Here is a 24,520-nt window from a genome sequence, read left to right as displayed (position 1 = left end):
CTTCCTGAAGTCAGGGTAGTTTTTACGAAAGAAAAGTAAAAAATTACTGCTTCACTTTTCTTTTCCTTCTGCTTATCTTTTGGTAGACTAAAAAACGGATTAAGTTTATTACATATGTAAATGTCTACTATACTAGTTAGGGATGAGAAAAATGAAGCAAAAATGGAGATTCATTGATTCAAAAGAACGTTCGCCATATTATAACATGGCACTTGATGAGGCGCTTTTAGAGTGGCATAGCACTGGTCAAATACCACCAACGATTCGATTTTACGGCTGGAATCCTCCAACATTATCAATTGGCTACTTTCAAAAAGCCGAAAAAGAAATTAACTTTGAACAAGTAGATGAATTAGGATTAGGGTTTGTACGTCGTCCAACAGGTGGTAGAGGCGTTTTGCACGACGAGGAGCTTACCTACAGCGTTATTGTATCGGAAAACTATCCAAATATGCCTAAGACGGTGACTGAGGCGTATCGCGTCATTTCTGAAGGATTATTAGAGGGGTTTCGCTCATTAGGGCTTGAAGCATACTTTGCAATTCCTCGAACGGAAGAAGAAAAGAATAGCTTAAAAAATCCACGTTCATCTGTTTGTTTTGATGCACCTTCATGGTATGAGCTTGTGGTAGAAGGACGTAAGATTGCCGGAAGCGCACAAACTCGTCAAAAAGGGGTTATCTTACAGCACGGTTCAATTTTATTAGAGATTGATGAAGATAAATTATTTAGCGTATTTAATTATCCAAATGATCGTGTGAAAGAGAGAATGCAGCGTGCGTTTCGTTCCAAAGCTGTTGCAATTAACGCTATTGCAGGTCGTAAAATTCAAATGGAAGAAGCTAAGGAAGCATTTTATAAAGGCTTTGCTAGCGCTTTAAATATTGACTTAGAACCTTATGAGTTAACAGAAGAAGAAGAGCGTTATGTAGAAGAATTGGCACAAAAGAAGTATGCTTCTGATGAATGGAATTTTAGAAGATAATGACTGCGTGGGAGTACCGGATTTAATCTGTACTCCTGCAGGTTTTATTCAACTGACGAAAGTAATTGATGTAAAAGTCAAATACTTTTTTTAATGTAAAAAAAATATTTCTCTTGACACCTGTCTATATGTGGGTGCTTGGTTTTTGGTTGAATACTACATGTTGAATTTGTCCAATTCGTGTGGTAAGTTATTGATAGTTGAAATTTTATTTTTTCCAAAATGAGGTAAATGATTGGTAAAATAGAGCACGATTGGTAAGGGAGTTGTCAGAATGACTGTTATAGTTAATCAAAAAGTAAATATGAATATTGAAAAGCTCAATCAAGATATTGAACGCTTTCCGCAAGTACACCCAATTACACCCGATATGAAAATTACTCATAAAGGTGTATCTCGACTCGTAATGTTAGACCGCTATGCGTTTAAAGATACGGAAAAACTTACGTTATCAAAAGGAGACTTTGTTGTTTTAACCGTAAAGGAAGATCCGAAGTTTCCAGCTCGAGGACTTGGCTATGTGGAAAGCATTAATTTTGACCAAAAGATGGCAGTCGTAAAGGTTGAAGATGAATTTCGCGGAGCTTTAGCGCCTGAAGAAGCAGAAAGTGGACTTATTACTCGTTCATTAGACGTAATTGAAAAACCACTGGAAATCTTCTACGAGCAAATTGCAAAACGTAACGCTACTGGGTTAGCTTCCGCTGAACAAACGGAAGAGAAGCGAAACGAATGGTTTGAAAAATTCTATCAAGAGCTTGTTCAAATGAACTTTGTACCAGCTGGACGCGTTCTGTACGGAGCGGGAGCTGAAACGGATGTTACATACTTTAACTGCTATGTAATGCCATATGTAAAAGATTCTCGCGAAGGAATTTCTGAACACCGTAAGCAAGTTATGGAAATCATGAGCCGAGGTGGAGGAGTTGGAACAAATGGTTCAACTCTGCGTCCACGCAACACGCTAGCGCGTGGTGTAAACGGTAAATCATCAGGTTCTGTCTCTTGGTTAGACGATATTGCGAAACTTACGCACCTTGTAGAGCAAGGCGGTTCTCGTCGCGGTGCTCAAATGATTATGTTAGCGGATTGGCATCCAGATATTGTTGAGTTTATTATCTCTAAAATGCAAAATCCACGCATTTTACGATTCTTAATTGAAAACACAAATGATGAAATGATTAAAAAACATGCCCAAGATAAGCTGAAATTTACGCCGCTTACGGAATCTGAAAAGGACATGTACCAAGGAATTATCAATTATAAGCAAATTCCAGGTCTTGGTGGATTCAGCGAGAAAATTATTGCAGATGCTGAAGAAAAGCTACAAACTGGTGGAACGTATAGCGTTCATAATTCTGAATTCTTAACAGGAGCAAACATTTCTGTTTGTTTAACAAAAGAGTTTATGGATGCAGTTGAAAACGATAGTGAATACGATCTTCGCTTCCCAGATGTAGAAAGCTATTCGAAAGAAGAAATGGCACACTACAACGAAAGCTGGCATGAGGTAGGAGATGTTCGCGAGTGGGAAAAACAAGGTAATAAGGTTCGTACGTATCGTAAAATTCGTGCAAAAGAGCTTTGGAACTTAGTTAACATTTGTGCAACGTACTCCGCAGAACCAGGTATCTTCTTCTTTGATAATGCGAACGACATGACAAATGCACAAGCATACGGTCAGCATGTTGTAGCGACAAATCCATGTGGAGAACAACCACTTGCACCGTTTTCAGTTTGTAATTTAGCCGCTGTAAATTTAGCGCAAATGGCAGATAAAGAGACAAAAACAGTGAACTTTGAAAAACTTCGTCAAACGGTTGAAACGGGTGTGCGCATGCAGGATAACGTTATTGATGCAACGCCTTACTTCTTAGAAGAAAACCAAAAGCAAGCTCTTGGTGAGCGTCGTGTAGGTCTTGGTGTAATGGGGCTTCATGATTTACTTATCTACTGTGAAACAGAGTACGGTTCTGAAAAAGGAAATGAACTTGTTGATCAAGTATTTGAAACAATTGCAACAACAGCATACCGTGCATCTGTAGAGCTTGGAAAAGAAAAAGGAAGCTTCCCATTCTTAATTGGTGATTCAGAAGAGGAAACAGCTCGTTTACGTGAAGCTTTCACTAACACAGGGTTTATGAAAAAAATGCCGGAAGATATTCGAGAAAGCATCAAAGAGCACGGTATTCGTAACTCACACTTACTAACTGTAGCACCGACTGGTAGCACAGGAACAATGGTTGGCGTATCAACAGGTCTTGAACCATACTTCTCATTCTCTTACTTCCGAAGCGGTCGCTTAGGGAAATTTATTGAAGTAAAAGCAGATATCGTTCAAGAATATTTAGACCAACATCCAGAAGCGGATCCAAATAACCTTCCTGAATGGTTTATTTCAGCAATGGAATTGGCTCCAGAAGCTCATGCTGATGTTCAGTGTGTTATTCAGCGTTGGATTGATAGTTCAATTAGTAAAACAGTAAACGCACCTCGTGGCTATACAGTTGAACAAGTTCAAAAAGTGTACGAGCGTTTATATAAAGGCGGAGCAAAAGGTGGTACAGTTTATGTAGACGGTAGCCGTGATGCTCAGGTATTAACGCTAAAAGCAGAAGAAAACACATTTGATGAAGAAGTAAAAGAAAGAAAAGCAGAAAAGCCACACGTTGTATTAGTAGATACAATCAACGAAGTAGGATCAACAGACGTAACGATTGGTTCTGAAGTTGGAAATACGTGTCCGGTTTGTCGCCAAGGAACAGTTGAAGAAATGGGTGGCTGCAACACATGTACAAATTGTGGTGCCCAGTTAAAGTGTGGTTTATAAGAAAGTCATAAAAAGGCTGACAATGTGTCAGCCTTTTTATATGTTGAAGTAAATGCATACTAGATTTTCTTGTATTTGCTTATACTATATAGTATGATTTTACATGAATGTCTTTTGTAGTATCGTTAGTTTTTAACTTTTTGAGCAATAGATTACTAAAGGTTTATAGAAGCGTGTTTCGGTAGTTTATACATAATAATTATTTTATTGGGGGAGATTTCATGCCTACGCCAAGTATGGAAGACTATATTGAACAAATATATATGCTGATTGAAGATAAAGGATATGCTAGGGTTTCGGATATCGCTGATGCTTTAACAGTTCATCCCTCATCAGTCACAAAAATGGTGCAGAAGCTTGATAAAGATGAATATTTAATCTATGAAAAATACCGTGGTCTTGTTTTAACTCCAAAAGGACAAAAGATTGGTAAACGCCTTGTTTATCGTCATGAGCTATTGGAGCAGCTGCTGCGTATTATCGGCGTAGATGAAGAGAATATTTATGAAGATGTTGAAGGTATTGAACACCATCTAAGCTGGAACTCAATTGACAGAATCGGTGATCTAGTACAATACTTTGAGGAAGATCCAGAGCGTGTGCAAGGCTTGCGAAGCGTCCAAAGGAAAAATGAAGAAGAGCAACAGTTATAATGCATATTGGAAAAGTCGTTCTAATTTAGATTAGAGCGGCTCTTTTTATTTTTAGCATAATTTAATGCGAGAGGTACTAAAGTGTAGATAGGAGGCAGACTGAAGGAGTTGAGAACTTCTGTATATTGATGGTGTTTTTTCAGGTGGTGGGCTTAAAGGTTTCGCGCTACTTGGAGCCTTGCAAGCTTTAGAAGAGCGAGATTTTATTTTCAGGCGCCTAGCGGGTACAAGTGCTGGTTCGATTGTATGCGCCCTTATTGTAGCGGGTTATACAAGTGAGGAAATGATGGAAATGATGGATGAAATGAACGTGAAGTCTTTACTAGATCAACGTGTTTCTTTTTTGCCGTCTGCTCTTACAAAATGGCTTCTTCTCTATTGGAACTTAGGCTTATATAAAGGTGAAAAGTTAGAAAAATGGATAGCTAGCAAGTTAAAAGCAAGAGGGATTGTTACATTTGGTGATTTGCCAGTCGGATCATTACGAATCATTGCTTCTGATTTAACAAATAGCCAGCTAGTAGTATTACCTGATGATTTGCCTAAATATGGAATAGATCCAAAGAAATTTCCCGTAGCAAAAGCGGTACGGATGAGCTGTAGTATTCCCTACTTCTTTGAACCAGTTAGGCTGCGGACAAATCCCGTAAGCCTTATTGTTGACGGTGGGGTATTAAGTAATTTTCCCATTTTTTTATTTGATGATGATCAAAAACGTAAACAGAGGCCTGTGTTGGGTATTAAACTTAGTCCTCGTGAAAAAGAAGAAGATAAAAAAAATATAAAAAATGCAATCGCGATGTTTTCAGCTTTATTTGATACAATGAAAGACGCACATGATGCAAGGCATATATCAAAACGTCACGAACGAAATATCATCTTTTTACCAGTTAGTGAAGTGTTGGCTACGGAATTTTCTTTATCAGAAGAACAGAAGCACCAGCTTTTTCACTATGGAAAGAATAAAGCAGAGCTGTTTTTAAAAAAATGGTGCTATTAAATAGAAAAAACTGCGTCTTTGTAAGGCGCAGTTTTTCATTAAAAGAAGGCACGATTTTTCTTTTTTCCTTTTTTGCCTTCAATGACTGTTAAATGTGTATTGCTTTTCTTTTTCTTTAACGGTTTGTTAACTTTAGCAGATGGACGTTTTTGGACGTTGCGATAAGCGTTCATATCCACTTTATTACCGCTTCGTTCTTTTTCTTTTTGACGTATTTTTGATTGTTTCACAGCTCGATGGTATCCTTTGTCTTGCCCTTTTGTTTGAGCAGGGCGGATAATAAATCGATAAACTAAGTAAAACAAAATGATAAATAAAAAGATATAGCCTGCTTGACGCAATAGGCTTGTTGGATTTGTTGCAAGAGTGTAAATAAATCCAATGATCCCTAAAGCAATTAATGAATTAACAAGTGGTTTAACGAATGGACGTCTCATTTTGTTCACCTCCTAAAATGATAAAAGAAAGCAAAACAGTCTTAACTTACTTGTTCGCCACCGGGTACAGAGCTCCCTTCGTTTTCAATGCGTAAAAGCTCTTGAAATGAAGAGATTGCAACTTCGACTTGGTCATCTTTAGGTTCCTTTGTAGTAAGGAGCTGTAACCATAATCCCGGGTAACCTAAGAAGCGTAAAACAGGTACATGGCGAACCTTATTGGTTAATTGTAGTACTTCAAAAGACAGCCCCAACACGACTGGAATTAATGCAAGTCGGTTTACAACTCTAAGCCAAAGCGGGTCCGTAGGGACGAGTAGGTAAACAAACATTCCAACAACAACTGTAAATAGAATGAAACTACTTCCGCAGCGATAGTGAAGGCGAGACTGAGCTTGAACTGATTCTACCGTAAGCTCCTGGTTGTTTTCATATGCATTAATGACTTTGTGTTCTGCTCCGTGGTATTGAAAGACGCGTTTAATAAGCGGAGTTTGTGAAATCGCGTAAATATAAGCGAGCAATAATAAAAGCTTAAAGAAGCTTTCAATAACTACTTGTGCTAAATCAGAAGCGAAAATAGGACGAGTCAAATTTGCCAAAAACACCGGAATTAGGGTGAAAAGCACTTTTCCAAATAGAAAAGAAAGTACACCAATTGTTGCAACACCCAATATTAAGGATAGTTTTGATTCTTTTTTTTCTTCTTTAATTACATCATCTTCGTTAGGATGCACATCGTAACGTTCAGATGAAAAATTTAAATGTTGTGTACCGTTTGCACTTGCTTCAATAATTGCTGCAATTCCTCTTAAAAACGGAATTTTTTTCAACGCTGTTAGTACACGATTTGATCTCCGAGGAGATTGAAAATACTCAATAGATTGATCTTTACGACGAATGGCAGTGACCATCACTTTCTTGCCACCAAACATGACACCTTCAATGACGGCTTGCCCACCGTATGCGGCTTTTTGTAATTTAGACATTTCAGACACCAACCTAACCCAGACTAATTGTCTCTTAATAATCTATATTCTACAGCAATTTCGAATAAACCTCTAGGTCGATGTATGTTATCTAGTTTAGACAAAATTTTTCTATATCACACATGAAATGATAAAATTTTCCTTCTTTTATCTTTAAGAAACGTTTCGCAGTATAATAGAACAACAAAAATCAGCTCATACTATCCAGTAGAGGTGATGAAGATGACAGCTAAACAAGATAATAAGCCGGCAAATCAACAAATACAATCAAAGGAAGGCTCATTCTTAGCTAAAGCGATAGTTATTGGTTTTGTAGGAGGAGTGTTTTGGAGCTTAATGGGATACGTTACGTATTTATTTAGCTTTAGTGAAATTCATCCTAATACAATTTTACAGCCGTGGGCTTTTGGTAGTTGGAAAGACCGTTGGCCAGGGCTTATTGTTAGCGTTTTGATTATTGGTATTATATCAATTGGTGTAGCGCTTCTTTACTATGTGTTCTTGAAAAAGTTCAAGTCAATATGGTTTGGTATTGTATATGGAGCAGTGCTTTGGGCGTTCGTCTTTCTGCTGCTTAACCCATTGTTTCCAAGCATGAAAACGATAGGAGAACTAACTTCTAATACCATTATTACAACTATTTGTTTATACATCTTATACGGGATATTTGTCGGGTATTCCATTTCCTTTGAGGCAGCAGAGCTAAACAGCAGTTCTGGACATAAATCAGAACTTGTGAATGAGTAGTGTGAATGTTTTGATTTATGATAAACTAAAAAGAGAAAACATAGGGTCTATTTTAATAATAGAACTAGCTGTGTAAGTAAGGGAGAGTGTCCATGAAAAAGTTTTTAGTAATTAATGGTCCAAACTTAAATAGGCTGGGCGTTCGAGAGCCTGCGGTGTATGGTAGAGAGAATTTAAAAACGTTAGAGCACAACCTACATCAGCTTGCTGAGCAACAGAGTGTGCATATTGAATGTGTTCAGTCTAATCATGAAGGAGTCATTATTGACTGGATTCATGAAGCAGACGAGAACTTTGATGGCATTGTCATTAACCCAGGGGCATTCACACACTATAGTTACGCAATTCGGGATGCGATTGCAAGTATTTCAGTTCCTGTGCTTGAAGTTCATATTTCAAACGTACATAAGCGAGAAGAATTTCGTCATGAATCCGTGACGGCACCTGTCACAGCAGGACAAATTGTAGGATTGGGCATTTATGGATATGAGTTAGCGATTCTTGCTCTGTTGCAAAAGAAAGGGGAATGAAGTATGAAAATAGAGAAATTACGTAAGCAGTTGCAAACGTTAAATGTTGATGGAATAGTTATTACAAGTGAATACAACCGTCGCTATATGACTAATTTTACTGGTTCAGCAGGTATAGCAGTAATCTCCAATGATAAAGCTGTATTTATCACAGATTTTCGCTATGTAAAGCAGGCTAGTGAACAAACAGAGGGGTTTGAAATTGTTCAACATAAAGGCCCAATCCTGGAAGAAGTAGGTCAAGTTATTACACAGCTTGGAATTAAAAGCGTTGGTTTTGAAGAAAATCATGTTTCATACGCTCAGTTTCAACAGTTTAAAAAGCATGTTAAAGCAGAGCTTGTTCCAGTTTCCAATGCGGTTGAAAACTTACGCTTGATAAAGAGTGACTCAGAGATTAAGATATTAAAGGAAGCTGCAAAAATTGCAGATGCAGCATATGAGCATATTTTGACCTTCGTTAAGCCTGGTGTAACAGAGCTTCAAGTGTCTAATGAGCTGGAGTTCTTTATGCGAAAGCAAGGTGCAATTTCGTCCTCGTTTGATACAATTGTGGCGTCAGGTCATCGTTCGGCATTACCGCACGGCGTTGCTTCTGAAAAAGTCATTGAAGCAGGAGAATTTGTTACGCTTGATTTTGGTGCGTATTATAAAGGCTATTGTTCTGACATTACGCGCACATTTGCGGTAGGGAAAGTCAGTGAAGAACTAAAGGGAATTTATGATACAGTATTAGAGGCGCAGTTAAGAGGCATGAAAGGAATTAAAGCGGGTATTACGGGTAAAGAAGCCGATGCCTTAACACGAGACTATATTGTAGAAAAAGGATACGGACAGTATTTTGGTCATTCTACCGGTCATGGTGTGGGATTAGAAGTTCATGAAGGCCCGTCGCTTTCTGTGAAGTCTCAGGATACGCTGCAGCCAGGAATGGTTGTAACCGTTGAACCAGGTATTTACATACCAAACCTTGGTGGCGTTCGTATTGAAGACGATACCGTGGTAACAGAAGAAGGAAATGAGTCATTAACATACTCACCGAAAGAACTTATTATTTTATAAGATGTAGGAGGATTTTTTCATGATTTCAGTAAACGATTTTCGCACAGGTCTAACAGTAGAAGTAGACGGAGGTATTTGGCGCGTAATGGATTTCCAACACGTAAAGCCAGGTAAAGGAGCAGCGTTTGTTCGCTCAAAACTTCGTAATTTACGTACTGGAGCTGTTCAAGAAAAAACATTCCGTGCAGGGGAAAAAGTAGCAAAAGCACAAATCGATAACCGTAAAATGCAGTATTTATATGCAAGTGGTGATCAGCACGTATTTATGGATAACCACTCATACGAGCAATTAGAACTTCCAGCAACAGCAATTGAATATGAGCTAAAGTTCTTAAAAGAAAATATGGAAGTAGCTATCATGATGTATCAAGGTGAAACGCTAGGTGTTGAGCTTCCAAATACAGTTGAATTAAAAGTTACTGAAACAGAACCAGGTATTAAAGGTGATACAGCATCAGGTGGCACGAAGCCAGCTACGGTTGAAACAGGCCTAATTGTACAAGTTCCATTCTTCGTAAATGAAGGCGATGTATTAATTATCAACACAACAGATAGCAGCTACGTATCACGTGCATAATAAAGCAAAAAAAGAAGAGATAATTATCTCTTCTTTTTTTTGTGCTTTTCTTTTTCGTAAGTGATAAGTTGTCCACCGATTGCATAGGTTGTACTAAATGATGTAATACGTGGGAGGAAGTTATGAAGCATTGGTTTGATCACATAAACGGAACTGTTTTGACAATGGCTTGCTTACGATTTGTTTCATCTTTTATTGAATTCATTGCGGCTATTTTAATTTTTACGAATAATGATGTCAAAAAAGCATTAATGATTAATGGAATGCTGGCGCTCGTAGGGCCAATTGTGATGATCACGTCATTTAGCCTTGGGTTAGTGTCGGTTGCTGATCAGCTATCTTTTGGTAAGCTTGTGCTCATCGGTACAGGCGTCCTTTTAATTTTAATTGGAGTGTTTAAGTGAAGTTTCTGACATAACAACTAAAAGCTTGCCATACATTGAAATGAGTATAAAGGTGAGGGGATTTCAATGCTAGATGAAATTGTCGCTATTTTTCCAGAAGGTATTAAGCATAATGTCCAGCCGTATATACAGCGTTATATAGCAACTTTAGAGGAAGTACGCATTCGAATTGGAAGGCAAATTGAGTTAACGATTGACAGTGAACCTGTGTTTTTGCCCTATGTGGTAACGGCAGAAGACACGCTATTTATTTTAAATAAACTCAGTCATTTCTCTATTTATATGATTGAAGAAGAATTAAAAAAAGGGTATGTGACGATTGAAGGCGGTCATCGTGTAGGGCTTGCGGGTAAAGTTATTACTGAAAATGGACATGTTCGTGTAATTCGCGATGTGACTTCGTTTAACATTCGAGTAGCAAAAGAACAAATCGGCATAGCAGAACCGCTAATTCCTCTGCTCTATCAATCCAGATGGCTTAGTACTATTTTGATTGGTCCTCCACAAACAGGAAAAACAACAATGATAAGAGACTTAGCAAGAATGATGAGCACAGGAAATAGTCAACAGAAGATTGGAGCGGTTAAAGTGGGTATCGTAGATGAACGCTCGGAAATTGCAGGCTGTGTCAAAGGTGTTCCCCAACATACCTTTGGAACACGAATAGATGTTTTAGATAGTTGTCCGAAAGCCGAAGGAATGATGATGATGATTCGATCGATGAGTCCAAACGTATTAATTGTGGATGAGGTAGGAAGCGAAGAAGACTGTCAAGCCGTGCTAGAGGCCGTCAATGCAGGAGTACAAGTATTTATGACGGTGCACGGTTACGATCTGTTTGATTTAGATAAACGCCCTTCTTTAAAACAATTATTAGAACTTGAAGTATTCGATCGCTATATGGTATTAACCAATGAGAATGGACCAGGAACTGTGAAAGCCATTTATGATCAAGCAAGAAAACCACTTTCGTTGAAGTCCAATTATTCTTTGAAATAAAAAGGGTGACGAAGAAATGAAAATTTTAGGAGCTATTTTTATTTTACTGGCTTCTACGTTCACAGGCTTTGAAGTTGCCAAGCAGCTTAGTGAAAGGCCAAGACAACTTCGGCAACTAAAAACAGCGCTACGATCGTTAGAGTCAGAAATCATGTACAGTAACCGCCCTCTTCATGAAATATCAAACATGCTTTCAAAACAATTTCCTAATCCATTATCGCTTTTTTTTAAGGAGTTCGAACAGCGTTTAATACAAGGAATGACCACTGCGAAAGAAGCGTGGGAACATGCTCTTCAAGCACATAAAAAAGCGCTTGCCTTTAAAGAGGGAGAACTTGAAGTGTTAAAGCAGTTTGGTGAAACGTTAGGGCAACATGATCGGTATTCCCAGCAAAAACATATATTGTTAGCTATTAACCACTTGGACCGGGAAGAGCAGGATGCGCTTGAACAGCAAAGTCGGTATGAAAAAATGATAAAAAGCCTTGGCTTTTTATCAGGATTGCTACTCGTCATTTTATTGATGTAGTGATTGGAGGAATAAGGATGAACATTGATATGAATACAATTTTTCAAATAGCAGGGATTGGTATTGTTGTAGCGTTTCTCGTTACAGTGTTAGAGCAAATGGGCAAGAAAGATTATGCAAACTGGGTAACACTTATAGGGTTTATTTATATCTTGTTTATGGTTGCATCGATTGTTGAAGATTTATTTCAAAAAATTAAAGCCGTTTTTTTATTTCAAAGCTAAGGGGGTGATTAGCCATTGAAATGATACAGATTGTGGGCTTAGGCTTAGTTGCTACCTTTTTAGCACTCATTTTAAAAGAGCATAAATCGCCCATTGCTTTTTTACTTGTTGTCTTTGTAGGGTGTGTGATCTTTTTATTTTTAATCGATCAGATATACGAGATTATTAAAATGATTGAAAAGCTCTCTGTGAACGCACACGTTAACATGATTTATGTTGAAACAATCTTAAAGATTATAGGAATTGCTTATATTGCAGAATTTGGTGCTCAAATTACGAAGGACGCTGGGCAAGGTGCGATCGCTTCTAAAATTGAACTGGGTGGTAAAATTTTAATCTTATCAATGGCTATTCCCATCTTAACAGTAATTATTGAAACAATTATTTCCATGCTACCGTCTTAAATTATTAAACTCATGAGGTGACGAGATGAAGTGGTGTATGAGTAAACGAAAATTGCTCGCATTCCTTTTGCTCCTCTTCTTTTTCTTTCCAAATAATGTACAAGCCTCTCAGTCTGCGCCTCAAGAAGAAATAGTAGATGAACAAATTGACCAGCTCAATATCGACGAAGTGAAGCAGTTTTGGGATGATATCTTGACTCAATATGGTGGCTTTTTACCAGAAAGTCAAAAAGGTAGCTTAGTTGACTTCTTAAAAGGTGACAAAGAGTTTTCAATTCAGGAGTGGCTGAGCGGGTTGGTGAAATTTTTACTTCATGAAATTATTTCAAATGGAAAACTGCTAGGAACACTCATTATGTTAACCGTATTCAGCGTCTTTTTACAAACGTTACAGAGCGCATTCAATCAACAAGCTGTTAGTAAAGTTGCCTATGCGCTTGTGTATATGGTGTTAATCATCATTGCGCTAAATAGTTTTCAAGTAGCTATTTCATACGCAACAGGCGCAATCGAAACAATGTCTAAGTTCATTTTAGCTCTGGTTCCACTATTATTAGCGTTAATGGCTTCATCGGGCGGGGTAATATCGGCGGCATTCTTTCATCCAGTGATCTTATTTTTAATGAATATTAGCGGCATGCTCATCCAGTATATAGTCATGCCACTATTGTTTTTATCAGCGCTTTTAAGCATTGTAAGTACTATTTCAGATCAGTATAAGGTCACTCAGTTAGCTCAGCTGCTTCGAAACATCAGCATTGGTATTCTAGGAATCTTTTTAACAATTTTTTTAGGAGTCATTTCAGTACAAGGTGCTACTTCTGCTGTTGCGGATGGAATTACTATTCGGACCGCTAAGTTTGTTACCGGAAACTTTATTCCAGTTGTGGGAAGGGTATTTACAGACGCGGCAGATACCGTTATCACAGCCTCACTTCTTTTAAAGAATACGGTTGGAATAGCGGGAGTGGTTGTTTTACTCTTAATCGTTGCCTTTCCAGCTATTAAAGTACTAGCGCTTGCGTTAATTTATAAGCTAGCTGCAGCACTTTTACAGCCAATCGGAGGCGGTCCTGTTATTTCGTGTTTAAGCATTATTAGTAAGAGTGTTGTTTATATTTTTGCTGCATTGGCAATTGTCTCACTGATGTTTTTCCTATGTTTAACAGTCATCATTACAGCCAGCAACGTTACGATGATGGTGAGGTAGGAGGAGAAAAAATGCAAGCATTAACAAGCTGGATTACAAATATTATTCTATTCATTTTACTAGCAACAGTTATAAATTTATTGCTTCCTAATTCAGGGTTTCAAAAATATACGAAGCTAGTCATTGGCTTACTCCTAATGCTAATTATTGTTACGCCAGTCTTTCAAATTTTAAAAGTAGACGTAAATAAAATGTTTAATTCGATTCGATTATCAGCGGTTGGTGACGATGCAGGAGTAGAAAATTTAATAGAAAGTAAGAAAAAAGAAATACAAGCTTCACAACGTGCATATATTTTAGAACAAATGGCTGTCCAAATGGAGACAGAGGTAAAAGAGGAGCTGATGGAACAGTATGGTGTAGCAATTGATCGGATGCACATTGAAACGAAAAATGAAGAAGCAGATCCTGAAGCCGACAACATAAAAACGATTACAGTTGTGATGAGTGCACAAGAGCCTGAAGATGAACAGGCCGTGGCAGTTGTGAAAGAAATCTCCATTGACACCTCCACACCAATTGAAAAAGAACCTTCAAAAGAAGCGACGGATATTACTACGTATCTAGCAGCTAAATGGGGCATAGATGAAAAACAAATGATTGTAAACTTGGAGGAGGAGTGAACGTGACATGAATGATAAAAAAGAAGAATCATCGTTTTTTAAAAGACTTTTCTCCATGACCAAAAAATCAGGTGACAAAAAGCCTTCTAAGCTCGTTTATATGGGTATTTTATTAGCAGCAGGAATGGTCTTTATGCTCATGAACGGTTCAAAGGGTATGTTGCAATCAACAGTAGATGAAGCAAAACCAGCTTCTTCTACTGTACAGGACCAAGAGGATGTTCCAACGTTTGGTTCGAAAAAAAACACAGCGATTACTGATTATGAAAAGAAATATGAAGAACAGTTACAAGAAGTATTAGAACAGATTGATGGTGTAAGCAAGGTGGAAGTAATCGTGAACCTCGATGCAACAGAGGCGAAAGTTTATGAGAAAAATACGGTGACCCAAAAGCAATCGACGGATGAAACGGATCGTGAAGGTGGAAAGCGAAAGGTAGAAGACATTTCTACAGATGAAAAGTTAGTTATCGTTAGAAGTGGTGACCAGGAAAAGCCTGTTGTAGTGAAAACAGAAAAACCGAAAGTACGAGGCATTCTTGTCGTCGCGAAAGGGGCTGATAATATCGAGGTGAAAAAGTGGATTATTGAAGCAGTGACACGCTCCTTAGATGTTCCTAGTCATAGAGTTGCCGTATTACCTAAAAAAGGTTAAGGGGGAAATCCAAATGTTATTAAAAAAGCAAACAGTTTGGTTATTAACAATGTTAAGTTTAGTAGTGGTTTTATCAGTATACTATATGACAACCCCAGAAAGCCCTCAATCAAACGTAGCGGTTGTGGATCAACAAGAAGAAAATACGAAAAAAGAAGCTGGAAAAGAAGATGCTAAAGAGCCCGCAAAAGAAGATACAAAAAAAGAAAATGCTAAGTCTACTACAGAGAGCAAAACGACTGTATCAAATGTAGAAAGTGATGAATTGTTTACGGCGCTTCGATTAGAGCTAATTGATGAGAGAAGCAAGTTGAAAGAAGAGTTACAAGAAGTAGCTGCTTCCAAAAACGTATCGGCTACTGAAGTAAGTAAAGCAATGGATAAAATCGACCAACTGTCAGAGCTAGCAGAAAAAGAGGCTGTCATTGAAACATTAATTAAATCTAAAGGTTATGAAGATGCATTGGTAAGAGCTGATGGTAGCGAGGTTAATATTACTGTGAAAACTGAAAAGCATTCTAAAGCAAAAGCAAATGAAATTATTCAATTAGTGAAAAAAGAGCTTGGACAAAAAGAGGTGGCAGTTGAGTTTCAACCAACAAAATAAATCAATTCAAAAAGCGATGAAGCCTATTGTCATCGCTTTTTTTTACGTTTTATTCCATGGGGGTAGCTAAATTTTAACGTGGATTTATCCAAGTGGTTGGGTTATAATTATCATTATAGCCTTATATTAGTACTAGGTTATAATATTTTTCTACAATTGTAATTTCTCCATCGATACGATTATAATTGTAAATAGTAGTAAGTTCTAAAACCCATTTTGAGTAGATTATTCTTTTAAATGCGTACAAAGCAATTTGAATGAAGATTGCAATTTGTCGTATCATAGCAAAGTAGTAGAAAGATTTCTATTTCATGAAGTAGGAGTGTTTAATATGTTAAAAATTCAAGAAATCCGTGAATTAATTAAATTAGTTGATCAATCATCCATTGAAGAATTTGTATATGAGCATGAAGGATCAAAAGTAAAAATGAAAAAGAAAGATGCAATTGTTTCAAAGAACGCTTCGCCTGTACAAGTTGTTTCATCAACTCCTGAAGTAGTAGCACCACAACCTGTTGCTCAACCACAAGCGGCAGCCGTAAGCGAAACAAAACCAGCTGAGCCAGTAGAAGCAGCGCCAGCTAAAGATGAGAATCTACATAAAATTACGTCTCCAATGGTTGGAACGTTTTATGCATCATCTTCTCCAGATGAAGATGCATATGTTGCAGTTGGTGACAAAGTTCAAAAGGATTCCATTGTATGTATCGTTGAAGCAATGAAATTATTTAATGAAATTGAAGCAGAGGTTAAAGGTGAAATTGTAGAAATTTTAGCTGAGAATGGTCAGCTTGTAGAGTATGGTCAACCTCTTTTCTTAGTGAAGCCTGAATAAGGAGCGGTAAAACATGATTAAAAAGCTTTTAGTTGCAAATAGAGGAGAAATTGCAGTCCGTATTATTCGTGCCTGCAAAGAATTAGGCGTAGAGTCAGTTGCAGTTTATTCCCAAGCCGATCGCAACGCTCTTCATGTACAGCTTGCAGATGAAGCTTATTGCATTGGACCTACGGCATCAAAAGATAGTTATTTAAACTTTACAAATATCATGAGCGTTGCAACATCAACAGGTTGTGATGCAATTCATCCAGGATATGGATTCTTAGCGGAGAACTCTGATTTCGCAGAGCTTTGTCGAGAATGCAATATTACGTTTGTGGGACCTACTCCTGAAGCTATTACAAAAATGGGCACAAAAGATATTGCGCGAGAAACAATGCGTCAAGCAGGCGTGCCAATTGTTCCAGGTTCAACTGGTATTGTAGAGTCAGTTGAAGATGGCATGTCAATTGCTAAAGATATTGGATATCCTGTAATTATTAAAGCAACAGCCGGTGGTGGCGGAAAAGGAATTCGCGTTGCAAGAACAGAGCAAGAGCTTGTAAAAGGCATTACGATCACGCAACAGGAAGCTGCTACGGCATTTGGTAATCCAGGTGTTTATATCGAAAAGTACATTGAAGATTTCCGCCATGTTGAAATACAAGTATTAGCAGATACACATGGTAACGTGATTCATTTAGGAGAGCGTGACTGTAGTATTCAGCGTCGACTTCAAAAGTTAATTGAAGAAACGCCTTCGCCAGCACTAAATGAAGAAACACGTGCTAAAATGGGAGACGCAGCTGTAAAAGCAGCTGAGGCAGTTGGCTACACAGGTGCCGGTACAGTAGAGTTTATCTTTGATTATCGTGAAAATAAATTCTATTTCATGGAAATGAATACGCGTATTCAAGTAGAGCATCCTGTAACAGAAATGGTAACAGGTGTTGACTTGATTCAAGAGCAAATTAAAGTAGCAAATGGCGAATATCTTCCTTTGAAACAAGAGGAAGTAACATTTAATGGATGGGCGATCGAATGTCGTATTAACGCAGAGAACCCTGAGAAAAACTTCATGCCATCTGCTGGAACAATTGAAATGTATTTACCACCAGGCGGCTACGGAGTACGCGTTGATTCAGCTGCATACCCAGGCTATACAATCCCGCCATATTATGATTCTATGATTGCGAAGCTAATTGTTCATGCACCAACTCGCGAAGAGGCAATCGAGCGAATGAAGCGTGCTTTAAGTGAGTTTGTTATTGAAGGAGTTGCAACAACGATTCCGTTCCACTTGAAATTATTAAATCACGAACAATTTGTAGGTGGAGAATTCAATACAAAATTTCTTGAGCTACATGATGTAATGAATTCGTAGTATAGTATAAATAATAGGAGGTGCTGTACATGAATGAAAATCATGTATTAGAAATGGAAGAACATCCAAATTCCTTAGGTAAAGTTGAAATTGCTCCTGAAGTTATTGAAGTAATTGCAGGGATTGCGGCTTCAGAAGTAGAGGGCGTTACGGCTATGCGTGGCAATTTTGCAGCAGGTGTCGTTGAAAAGCTAGGGAAGAAAAACCATGGAAAAGGCGTTAAAGTCGATTTAACTGAAAATGGTATTAAAGTTGATGTATTCTGCATGATGAAGTTTGGTGTATCTATTCCAGTTGTGGCGCAAAAGGTGCAAGATAATATCCGCCAAGCGTTAAAGAATATGACAGCAATTGAAATAGATGAAGTAAATATTCATATTGTGGGCGTTCAATTTGATACGCAAAAGCAAGAAGTTGAAGAAGAGGAGTAACTCCTGATTTTAGTTATTTCTTTTCCAGACAAGCTATGGTAAAGTGAAAAAGACTGTCTCGTCACATAGACGGTCTTTTTCGTGTTTATGAATTGATCTAGAAGGTGTAACATGGCGGAAAAGCACTGAATAAAGAAGGACGCCATGTTACGCTTTCTAATGTTGGATGATTAACAGTCGCGCAAAAGTGAGATAGTAATGACGGGTGAAATTCCTTCTTTGATTTACAATAAATTGTGCTATTATCTAGGTATACTAGTGAAAGTAGATAAATAAAGGAGTCAAAATAATGAAAAGACATACAGCAAGACAAAAAGCATTACAGGCCTTATTTCAGCACGACCTTGGGCAAATTGAGCCGTTAGAAGCAATGGAGAATGTGTTGCAAGAAGGAAAAGGTGACGATTTCTTAGAAAAATTAGTATTAGGCGTAGCAAATAACCAAGAAGAAATCGATGGCATTCTACGTGATCACTTAGAAAAATGGACGTTAGATAGAGTTGCAACGGTAGACCGTACTATTTTACGTATGGCGGTATATGAAATGAAATACGAAGAAGAAATTCCTGGAAATGTTACGATGAATGAAGCAATTGAATTAGCGAAAGTATTTGGTGATGATCAATCTGGTCGCTTTATTAATGGTGTATTATCGAAGGTAGCTGTTACTCTATCTCGCTAACCGAGTACAATCTAATGAGGTACTTCTCTCCTTTATCTAAAAAGGAGAGGGGAAGAACCTTTTAGAAACAAGGAGGTTATATTATGAGTGAAGTTCGTTATTTAACTGTATCAGCATTAACACGCTATATTAAGCGGAAATTTGATGTTGATCCTCACTTACAAGATATTTGGATTAAAGGTGAAATATCTAACTTTAAAAAGCATAGTAGAGGTCATATGTATTTTACCTTAAAAGATGAAAATGCTCGAATTGCAGCGGTTATGTTTGCTGGTCATAACAGCAAATTAGCTTTTCAGCCTGAAGAAGGAATGAAAGTGTTAATTCGCAGCGAAATATCCGTATACGAACCAAGTGGAAACTATCAAATGTATGTAAAGGAAATGCAACCTGATGGTGTTGGTAATCTCTACTTAGCTTATGAGCAGTTAAAGAAAAAGCTTGAAAAAGAAGGCTTATTTCATGCTTCCCACAAACAAAACCTTCCAAAATACCCGAGTGCAATCGGTGTAATTACATCCCCGACAGGAGCCGCAGTCCGCGATATTATCACAACGCTGAAAAGGCGCTACCCAATCGCTAAAATTATTGTTATACCAGCTCTCGTTCAAGGTGTGAATGCTGCTCCTTCAATCGTAAAAGCAATCAACGAAGCAAACAAGCGAGACGAAGTTGATGTACTAATTGTTGGGCGAGGAGGAGGGTCGATTGAAGAGCTATGGGCGTTTAATGAAGAAGCGGTTGCACGTGCGATTTATCATTCAGCGCTACCTGTTATTTCAGCAGTTGGGCATGAGACCGACTTTACAATTGCAGATTTTGTAGCAGATCTAAGAGCCCCGACTCCAACAGGAGCTGCAGAACTCGCAGTACCAAGTATTGCTGAGATTTCGGAGCGTATTTCGCAACGAAATATTCGCTTACTTCGCGCGATGAATGAAAAAATTCAGCATAGTAAAAGACGATTGGAAAAGTCCCAAAAATCCTATGCGTTTCGCTATCCACAAAAACTAATCGAACAAAAAGAGCAACAACTTGACCGCGTTATCGATACATTATATCGTGAAAGCAAGAGATTTTTCGAAAGAAAGCAAAATCAATACGAACAACTTGCCATGAACTTGCAGCGCAATCATCCTCAGCAAAAAATCAAGCAAGCACGTGAACAGCACATGCAGCTAACAAAAGTGTTGCAAAGAGAAATGCAACAACTTATGAAACAGCAGCACCTTTTATTTGCAACCACAGCCTCTAAGCTACATGCACTAAGCCCGTTAAAAACAATGGAGCGGGGATATAGCTTGGTGTATGATGATGATCAGAAGTTAATAAAATCAACAAAGCAATTGGCAAAAGGTGATACTATTCAAGTTCGGTTAACTGATGGGCAACTACAGTGTGAAGTGTCAGATATAAAGGAGCGATAAAAGATGGCGAATAAAAAAGAGCAGACGTTTGAAGACGCAATGGATCAGCTGGAGAAAATTGTGAATAACTTAGAAGAAGGTGACATTCCGTTGGAAGAAGCGATTGAAAAATTTCAGCAAGGAATGTCTTTATCAAAATTCTGTCATGATCGTCTCCAGCAAATCGAAAAACAAATGGAGAACATTTTGCAAGAAGACGGAACGTTAGCACCTTTTACTGTTCAGGAGGAAGAATAAACGTGAGTGAACAGCAGCTACAGAATTATATTCAATTTACAAAAGAGAAAGTAGAGACATTTTTTCATGAGTATGTAACAAATCTGCAAGCTCCTTCATTATTAAAAGAGTCGATGTTGTATTCATTAATGGCAGGAGGAAAGCGTCTGAGACCAATGTTAGTTTTTGCGACGTTAAAAGCATTGGGGCATGATGAAGAAAAAGGAATCGCAGTTGCAAGCGCAGTTGAAATGATTCACACGTATTCACTCATTCACGATGACTTACCAAGCATGGATGACGATGATTTACGAAGAGGCAAGCCTACAAATCACAAGGTATATGGCGAAGCAACGGCAATTTTAGCTGGAGACGCGCTATTAACAAACAGTTTTCAGGTAATTATAAATGCCTCACAAATAAAAGATGAAGTAAAAGTAGAGCTTCTGAGCGAGCTTACAAAAGCAGCGGGAGCAGAAGGCATGATTAAAGGACAGGTTGCTGATATGCAAGGAGAACAGCAACATGAATATTTAACCCTTCAGGAGCTAGAAGATATTCATATACATAAAACAGGAAAGCTTTTAAGTTTTTGTGTGAAAGCAGGTGCAATTTTAGGTGAGGCAACTGAAGAGCAGTTGAAGCTTCTAGAAAAGTTCAGCTTTAACTTAGGAATTGCTTTTCAAATTCAAGATGACATTTTAGATATTGAAGGGTCCGAAGAAGCAATTGGCAAACCAGTGGGAAGCGATAAGGAAAACGAAAAGACGACGTATCCACTTCTACTGGGAATGGAAGAAGCCAAACAAAAGCTTCATCACCATATTCAATCGAGCTTAGATGCGCTTAAAACAGCGAATTTGGATACGGGGTTGCTTGAAGAAATTTGTCTATACGTAGCAAAACGTGATCGTTAAGCAACGGCCTTGTTTTTTATATAAATGAGATAAAATAAGATTGAGTCCCAATATTGCCTATGCTATAATAGCCTTACTACTATGTCAAAGACGTAGTGCATAGGTTTGCAAGACATATACAATATTTTGGTGGCCGTTATCACATTTGTGTTAGCGGCTATTTTTTCACTGTTTTCTTTTAAAGAGAGGTATGTTTACTTATAACCTGACAAAGGTATTATAAGTAGTAACTGTGTTAATAATTGACTATTAGTATAAAACCATACAAAATGTATTAAGGTAACTTTATAACAAGTACGAAAGTGAGTGATCCAGATTGGATCTTACAGCGATAAAAAGTCCTGATTTTTTAAAAAAGATGTCAATAACAGAATTAGAAGCATTGAGTGAAGACATTCGTCGCTTTTTAATTACAAAGCTCTCTGTAACAGGAGGCCATATTGGGCCAAACTTAGGAGTAGTTGAGCTGACGGTGGCCCTTCATAAAGTATTTAACAGTCCTAAAGATAAATTTCTATGGGATGTTGGACATCAGTCCTATGTTCATAAAATTTTAACGGGGCGAGCATGCGAATTCGATACTATTCGCCAGTATAAAGGCCTTTGCGGTTTTCCTAAGCGTGATGAAAGCGAACATGATGTGTGGGAAACGGGACACAGTTCTACTTCATTATCAGCTGCAATGGGAATGGCAGTTGCGCGTGATTTACAAAAAACAAAATCTCATGTTATCCCAATTATTGGTGACGGAGCCTTAACAGGCGGTATGGCCTTGGAAGCGCTAAACCATATTGGCCATGAAAAAACAGATATGACTGTTATTTTAAACGATAATGAGATGTCGATTGCTCCAAATGTAGGTGCCCTTCACAGCGTACTGGGGCGACTTCGTACAGCAGGGAAATACAATTGGGTAAAAGATGAGCTAGAAGTGCTTTTGAAAAAAGTTCCAGCCGTTGGTGGGAAACTAGCAGCCACAGCGGAGCGCGTTAAAGATGGTCTAAAGTATATGGTTGTATCCGGTATGTTTTTTGAAGACCTTGGATTTACATACCTCGGTCCGGTGGATGGTCATAATTACGAAGAGCTTTTAGAAACTCTTCAGTATGCCAAGAAGACAAAAGGGCCAGTTGTCGTTCATGTTATTACGAAAAAAGGTAAGGGGTACTTACCAGCAGAAAGTGATACTAGCGGTGCGTGGCATGGTACAGGCCCTTACAAAATTGAGTCTGGTGACTTTATTAAAGATAAAAATGTACCGGTAGGATGGAGCGCACTAGTGAGTAATACTGTTTTAAAAATGGCTCGTAAAGACGACCGTATTGTAGCGGTCACGCCTGCTATGCCAGTTGGCTCTAAGTTAGAAGCATTTCAACAAGAGTTTCCGCATCGTATGTTTGATGTTGGAATTGCAGAGCAACATGCAACAACGATGGCAGCTGGCTTAGCTACTCAAAATATGAAGCCGTTCTTAGCTATTTATTCAACGTTCTTGCAGCGTGCTTATGACCAAGTTGTACATGACATTTGTCGTCAAAAGCTAAATGTATTTATCGGAATTGACCGAGCAGGCTTAGTTGGAGCAGACGGAGAAACACATCAAGGTGTATTCGATATTGCATTTTTACGCCATTTACCAAACTTAGTGTTAATGATGCCGAAAGATGAAAATGAAGGTCAGCATATGGTTCATACAGCATTAACATATGAAGCAGGACCAATTGCTATGCGTTATCCTAGAGGGAATGGTCTAGGGGTACCATTAGATGAAGAGCTAAAGTCAATTGATATTGGGACATGGGAAGTACTAAAAGAAGGTACAGATGCAACTATCCTAACGTTTGGTACAACGATTCCAATGGCTATGGAAGCGGCGGAAGCGTTAAGTGAAAAAGGTATTCAAGTTGAGGTTATCAATGCACGTTTCATCAAGCCAATGGATGAAGCAATGCTGCACCAAGTTTTAAAATCAAATCGCCCTGTTTTAACAATTGAAGAAGCTGTATTACAAGGTGGATTTGGAAGTGCAGTATTAGAGTTTGCTTCAGAGCATGGATATTATTCCCCTATCGATCGTATGGGAATTCCAGATAAGTTTATTGAGCATGGAAGCGTAACAAAGTTATTAGAAGAAATTAACCTAACAACTGATGAAGTAATTAATCGAGTAAATAAACTCGTAAGACCAATACAAAAGAGGCTTGAAGTGAAGTGACGAAAAAAGAACGAGTAGACGTTCTACTAGTCGAAAGAGGCTTGGTAGAAACGAGAGAAAAAGCGAAGCGAACAGTTATGGCTGGCCTTGTATACGCGAATGAACAGCGTTTAGACAAGCCTGGGGAAAAGATTGATCGAGAAACACCTTTGACTGTAAAGGGAGCAGTAATGCCGTATGTAAGTAGAGGTGGCTTTAAGCTTGAAAAAGCACTGAAAGAGTTTGATGTACAAGTGAAAGATCGTATTATGATTGATATTGGCTCATCAACAGGTGGATTTACTGACTGTGCTTTGCAAAACGGAGCAAAAATGTCATATGCACTGGATGTCGGCTATAATCAACTTGCTTGGAAGCTGCGACAAGATGAGCGAGTGGTTGTGATGGAACGTACGAACTTTCGCTATGTTACGCCAGCTGACCTTACGGCCGGGTTACCTGAATTCGCATCAATCGATGTTTCATTTATTTCCTTAAAGTTAATTCTGCCCGTGCTAAAACAACTTCTTGTATCAGGAAGTGACGTGGTAGCCCTTGTGAAGCCGCAGTTTGAAGCAGGTCGCGAGCAAGTTGGAAAAAAAGGAATTGTACGAGATGCAAAGGTTCATCAAGAAGTTGTTGAGAATATGGTGAATTTTGCTTTGAAGGAAGGGTATGATGTGCGCAACGTATCGTACTCACCAATAACGGGTGGAGACGGAAACATTGAGTTTCTACTTCACCTACATTGGAAAGGACAAAGACAGCAAGGAGAGAATCTTGCTACTCTAACAGCTCAGGAAGTTGTTGAACAAGCGCATTCAGTACTTAAAGAGAAGAAGTCTTAACGCTCTTGTCTCTGTTCAAGCATGAAAAGCCAATGCTAGTAACTCTAGCATTGGCAATTTGATTATACACCTTTATACGCAAAGGTGTATAATCAAATTGAATGTCAGCATGATGTGGAAGAGAATCATAACATTCCGT

28 protein-coding genes are annotated in these 24,520 nt (G+C 38.3%); 26 read left to right on the top strand and 2 right to left on the bottom strand.

The window, feature by feature from the left end; all coding sequences use genetic code 11:
* Nucleotides 1-151: 151 nt before the first annotated feature.
* The 4 genes from NIZ91_17125 to NIZ91_17110 all read left to right on the top strand — a co-directional run bounded on the left by NIZ91_17125 (nucleotide 152) and on the right by NIZ91_17110 (nucleotide 5,468).
* Nucleotides 152-985, top strand: a complete 834-nt coding sequence (locus NIZ91_17125; protein ID USY54448.1) for a lipoate--protein ligase family protein — start codon at nucleotides 152-154, stop codon at nucleotides 983-985.
* Nucleotides 986-1,259: 274 nt separating this feature from the next.
* Nucleotides 1,260-3,815, top strand: coding sequence for a vitamin B12-dependent ribonucleotide reductase (locus NIZ91_17120; GenBank protein ID USY54447.1), 2,556 nt, complete (start codon nucleotides 1,260-1,262; stop codon nucleotides 3,813-3,815).
* Between the two features lie 221 nt (nucleotides 3,816-4,036).
* Nucleotides 4,037-4,468 (top strand): transcriptional regulator MntR, encoded by a 432-nt coding sequence (mntR, locus tag NIZ91_17115; GenBank protein USY54446.1) that lies wholly within the window; start codon nucleotides 4,037-4,039, stop codon nucleotides 4,466-4,468.
* A 118-nt stretch (nucleotides 4,469-4,586) separates the two neighbouring features.
* Entirely contained in the window at nucleotides 4,587-5,468 is an 882-nt protein-coding gene (locus tag NIZ91_17110) for a patatin-like phospholipase family protein (protein ID USY57208.1), read from the top strand.
* Nucleotides 5,469-5,506: 38 nt separating this feature from the next.
* On the opposite strand, the gene NIZ91_17105 is transcribed toward NIZ91_17110, so the two are convergent.
* Complete coding sequence (locus tag NIZ91_17105) at nucleotides 5,507-5,905, bottom strand: hypothetical protein (protein USY54445.1); 399 nt, start codon at nucleotides 5,903-5,905, stop codon at nucleotides 5,507-5,509.
* Between the two features lie 41 nt (nucleotides 5,906-5,946).
* The gene (locus NIZ91_17100; GenBank protein ID USY54444.1) at nucleotides 5,947-6,894 is read right to left on the bottom strand and encodes a DUF1385 domain-containing protein; all 948 of its coding nucleotides are present in this window, start codon (nucleotides 6,892-6,894) and stop codon (nucleotides 5,947-5,949) included.
* 222 nt (nucleotides 6,895-7,116) lie between these two features.
* On the opposite strand from NIZ91_17100, the gene NIZ91_17095 reads away from it, so the two are divergent.
* From NIZ91_17095 to NIZ91_16990, 22 genes are all read left to right on the top strand, one after another.
* The gene (locus NIZ91_17095) at nucleotides 7,117-7,641 is read left to right on the top strand and encodes a YqhR family membrane protein (protein ID USY54443.1); all 525 of its coding nucleotides are present in this window, start codon (nucleotides 7,117-7,119) and stop codon (nucleotides 7,639-7,641) included.
* Nucleotides 7,642-7,733: 92 nt separating this feature from the next.
* Entirely contained in the window at nucleotides 7,734-8,171 is a 438-nt protein-coding gene (gene aroQ / locus NIZ91_17090) for a type II 3-dehydroquinate dehydratase (GenBank protein USY54442.1), read from the top strand.
* A gap of 3 nt (nucleotides 8,172-8,174) precedes the next feature.
* Nucleotides 8,175-9,233 carry a Xaa-Pro peptidase family protein gene (locus NIZ91_17085; GenBank protein ID USY54441.1) on the top strand — a complete coding sequence of 353 codons (1,059 nt, stop codon included), beginning with the start codon at nucleotides 8,175-8,177 and terminating at the stop codon, nucleotides 9,231-9,233.
* A 19-nt stretch (nucleotides 9,234-9,252) separates the two neighbouring features.
* A complete protein-coding gene (gene efp / locus NIZ91_17080; GenBank protein ID USY54440.1) occupies nucleotides 9,253-9,810 on the top strand; it encodes an elongation factor P in 558 nt (185 codons plus the stop codon).
* A gap of 122 nt (nucleotides 9,811-9,932) precedes the next feature.
* Entirely contained in the window at nucleotides 9,933-10,214 is a 282-nt protein-coding gene (locus NIZ91_17075) for a YqhV family protein (GenBank protein ID USY54439.1), read from the top strand.
* A 66-nt stretch (nucleotides 10,215-10,280) separates the two neighbouring features.
* A complete protein-coding gene (spoIIIAA, locus tag NIZ91_17070) occupies nucleotides 10,281-11,213 on the top strand; it encodes a stage III sporulation protein AA (protein USY54438.1) in 933 nt (310 codons plus the stop codon).
* A gap of 16 nt (nucleotides 11,214-11,229) precedes the next feature.
* On the top strand, nucleotides 11,230-11,742 hold the full coding sequence (spoIIIAB, locus tag NIZ91_17065; protein ID USY54437.1) for a stage III sporulation protein SpoIIIAB: 513 nt from the start codon (nucleotides 11,230-11,232) through the stop codon (nucleotides 11,740-11,742).
* Between the two features lie 17 nt (nucleotides 11,743-11,759).
* A complete protein-coding gene (gene spoIIIAC, locus NIZ91_17060) occupies nucleotides 11,760-11,966 on the top strand; it encodes a stage III sporulation protein AC (protein USY54436.1) in 207 nt (68 codons plus the stop codon).
* A 20-nt stretch (nucleotides 11,967-11,986) separates the two neighbouring features.
* Entirely contained in the window at nucleotides 11,987-12,370 is a 384-nt protein-coding gene (gene spoIIIAD / locus NIZ91_17055; GenBank protein USY54435.1) for a stage III sporulation protein AD, read from the top strand.
* 37 nt (nucleotides 12,371-12,407) lie between these two features.
* The gene (gene spoIIIAE, locus NIZ91_17050; GenBank protein USY54434.1) at nucleotides 12,408-13,580 is read left to right on the top strand and encodes a stage III sporulation protein AE; all 1,173 of its coding nucleotides are present in this window, start codon (nucleotides 12,408-12,410) and stop codon (nucleotides 13,578-13,580) included.
* A gap of 11 nt (nucleotides 13,581-13,591) precedes the next feature.
* Entirely contained in the window at nucleotides 13,592-14,203 is a 612-nt protein-coding gene (gene spoIIIAF / locus NIZ91_17045) for a stage III sporulation protein AF (GenBank protein ID USY54433.1), read from the top strand.
* A 7-nt stretch (nucleotides 14,204-14,210) separates the two neighbouring features.
* A complete protein-coding gene (gene spoIIIAG, locus NIZ91_17040) occupies nucleotides 14,211-14,858 on the top strand; it encodes a stage III sporulation protein AG (GenBank protein USY54432.1) in 648 nt (215 codons plus the stop codon).
* Nucleotides 14,859-14,871: 13 nt separating this feature from the next.
* Entirely contained in the window at nucleotides 14,872-15,465 is a 594-nt protein-coding gene (locus NIZ91_17035; GenBank protein USY54431.1) for a SpoIIIAH-like family protein, read from the top strand.
* Between the two features lie 331 nt (nucleotides 15,466-15,796).
* Nucleotides 15,797-16,300 (top strand): acetyl-CoA carboxylase biotin carboxyl carrier protein, encoded by a 504-nt coding sequence (accB, locus tag NIZ91_17030; protein ID USY54430.1) that lies wholly within the window; start codon nucleotides 15,797-15,799, stop codon nucleotides 16,298-16,300.
* A 13-nt stretch (nucleotides 16,301-16,313) separates the two neighbouring features.
* Nucleotides 16,314-17,666, top strand: a complete 1,353-nt coding sequence (accC, locus tag NIZ91_17025) for an acetyl-CoA carboxylase biotin carboxylase subunit (GenBank protein USY54429.1) — start codon at nucleotides 16,314-16,316, stop codon at nucleotides 17,664-17,666.
* A 29-nt stretch (nucleotides 17,667-17,695) separates the two neighbouring features.
* The gene (locus NIZ91_17020; protein ID USY54428.1) at nucleotides 17,696-18,097 is read left to right on the top strand and encodes an Asp23/Gls24 family envelope stress response protein; all 402 of its coding nucleotides are present in this window, start codon (nucleotides 17,696-17,698) and stop codon (nucleotides 18,095-18,097) included.
* Between the two features lie 289 nt (nucleotides 18,098-18,386).
* A complete protein-coding gene (gene nusB / locus NIZ91_17015; GenBank protein ID USY54427.1) occupies nucleotides 18,387-18,779 on the top strand; it encodes a transcription antitermination factor NusB in 393 nt (130 codons plus the stop codon).
* Between the two features lie 83 nt (nucleotides 18,780-18,862).
* On the top strand, nucleotides 18,863-20,206 hold the full coding sequence (gene xseA / locus NIZ91_17010) for an exodeoxyribonuclease VII large subunit (GenBank protein USY54426.1): 1,344 nt from the start codon (nucleotides 18,863-18,865) through the stop codon (nucleotides 20,204-20,206).
* 3 nt (nucleotides 20,207-20,209) lie between these two features.
* The gene (locus NIZ91_17005; GenBank protein USY54425.1) at nucleotides 20,210-20,443 is read left to right on the top strand and encodes an exodeoxyribonuclease VII small subunit; all 234 of its coding nucleotides are present in this window, start codon (nucleotides 20,210-20,212) and stop codon (nucleotides 20,441-20,443) included.
* Nucleotides 20,444-20,472: 29 nt separating this feature from the next.
* A complete protein-coding gene (locus tag NIZ91_17000; GenBank protein ID USY57207.1) occupies nucleotides 20,473-21,339 on the top strand; it encodes a polyprenyl synthetase family protein in 867 nt (288 codons plus the stop codon).
* A gap of 316 nt (nucleotides 21,340-21,655) precedes the next feature.
* Nucleotides 21,656-23,554, top strand: a complete 1,899-nt coding sequence (dxs, locus tag NIZ91_16995; protein ID USY54424.1) for a 1-deoxy-D-xylulose-5-phosphate synthase — start codon at nucleotides 21,656-21,658, stop codon at nucleotides 23,552-23,554.
* Nucleotides 23,551-24,381, top strand: coding sequence for a TlyA family RNA methyltransferase (locus tag NIZ91_16990; GenBank protein ID USY54423.1), 831 nt, complete (start codon nucleotides 23,551-23,553; stop codon nucleotides 24,379-24,381). The genes dxs and NIZ91_16990 overlap by 4 nt, the downstream gene beginning before the upstream one ends.
* Nucleotides 24,382-24,520: the final 139 nt, after the last annotated feature.

Source organism: Bacillus sp. 1780r2a1 (assembly GCA_024134725.1).
GTDB lineage: Bacteria > Bacillota > Bacilli > Bacillales > Bacillaceae_H > Priestia > Priestia aryabhattai_A.
The sequence above is the reverse complement of the archived record's forward strand: the minus strand, read 5'-3'. Positions and strand labels throughout refer to the sequence as shown.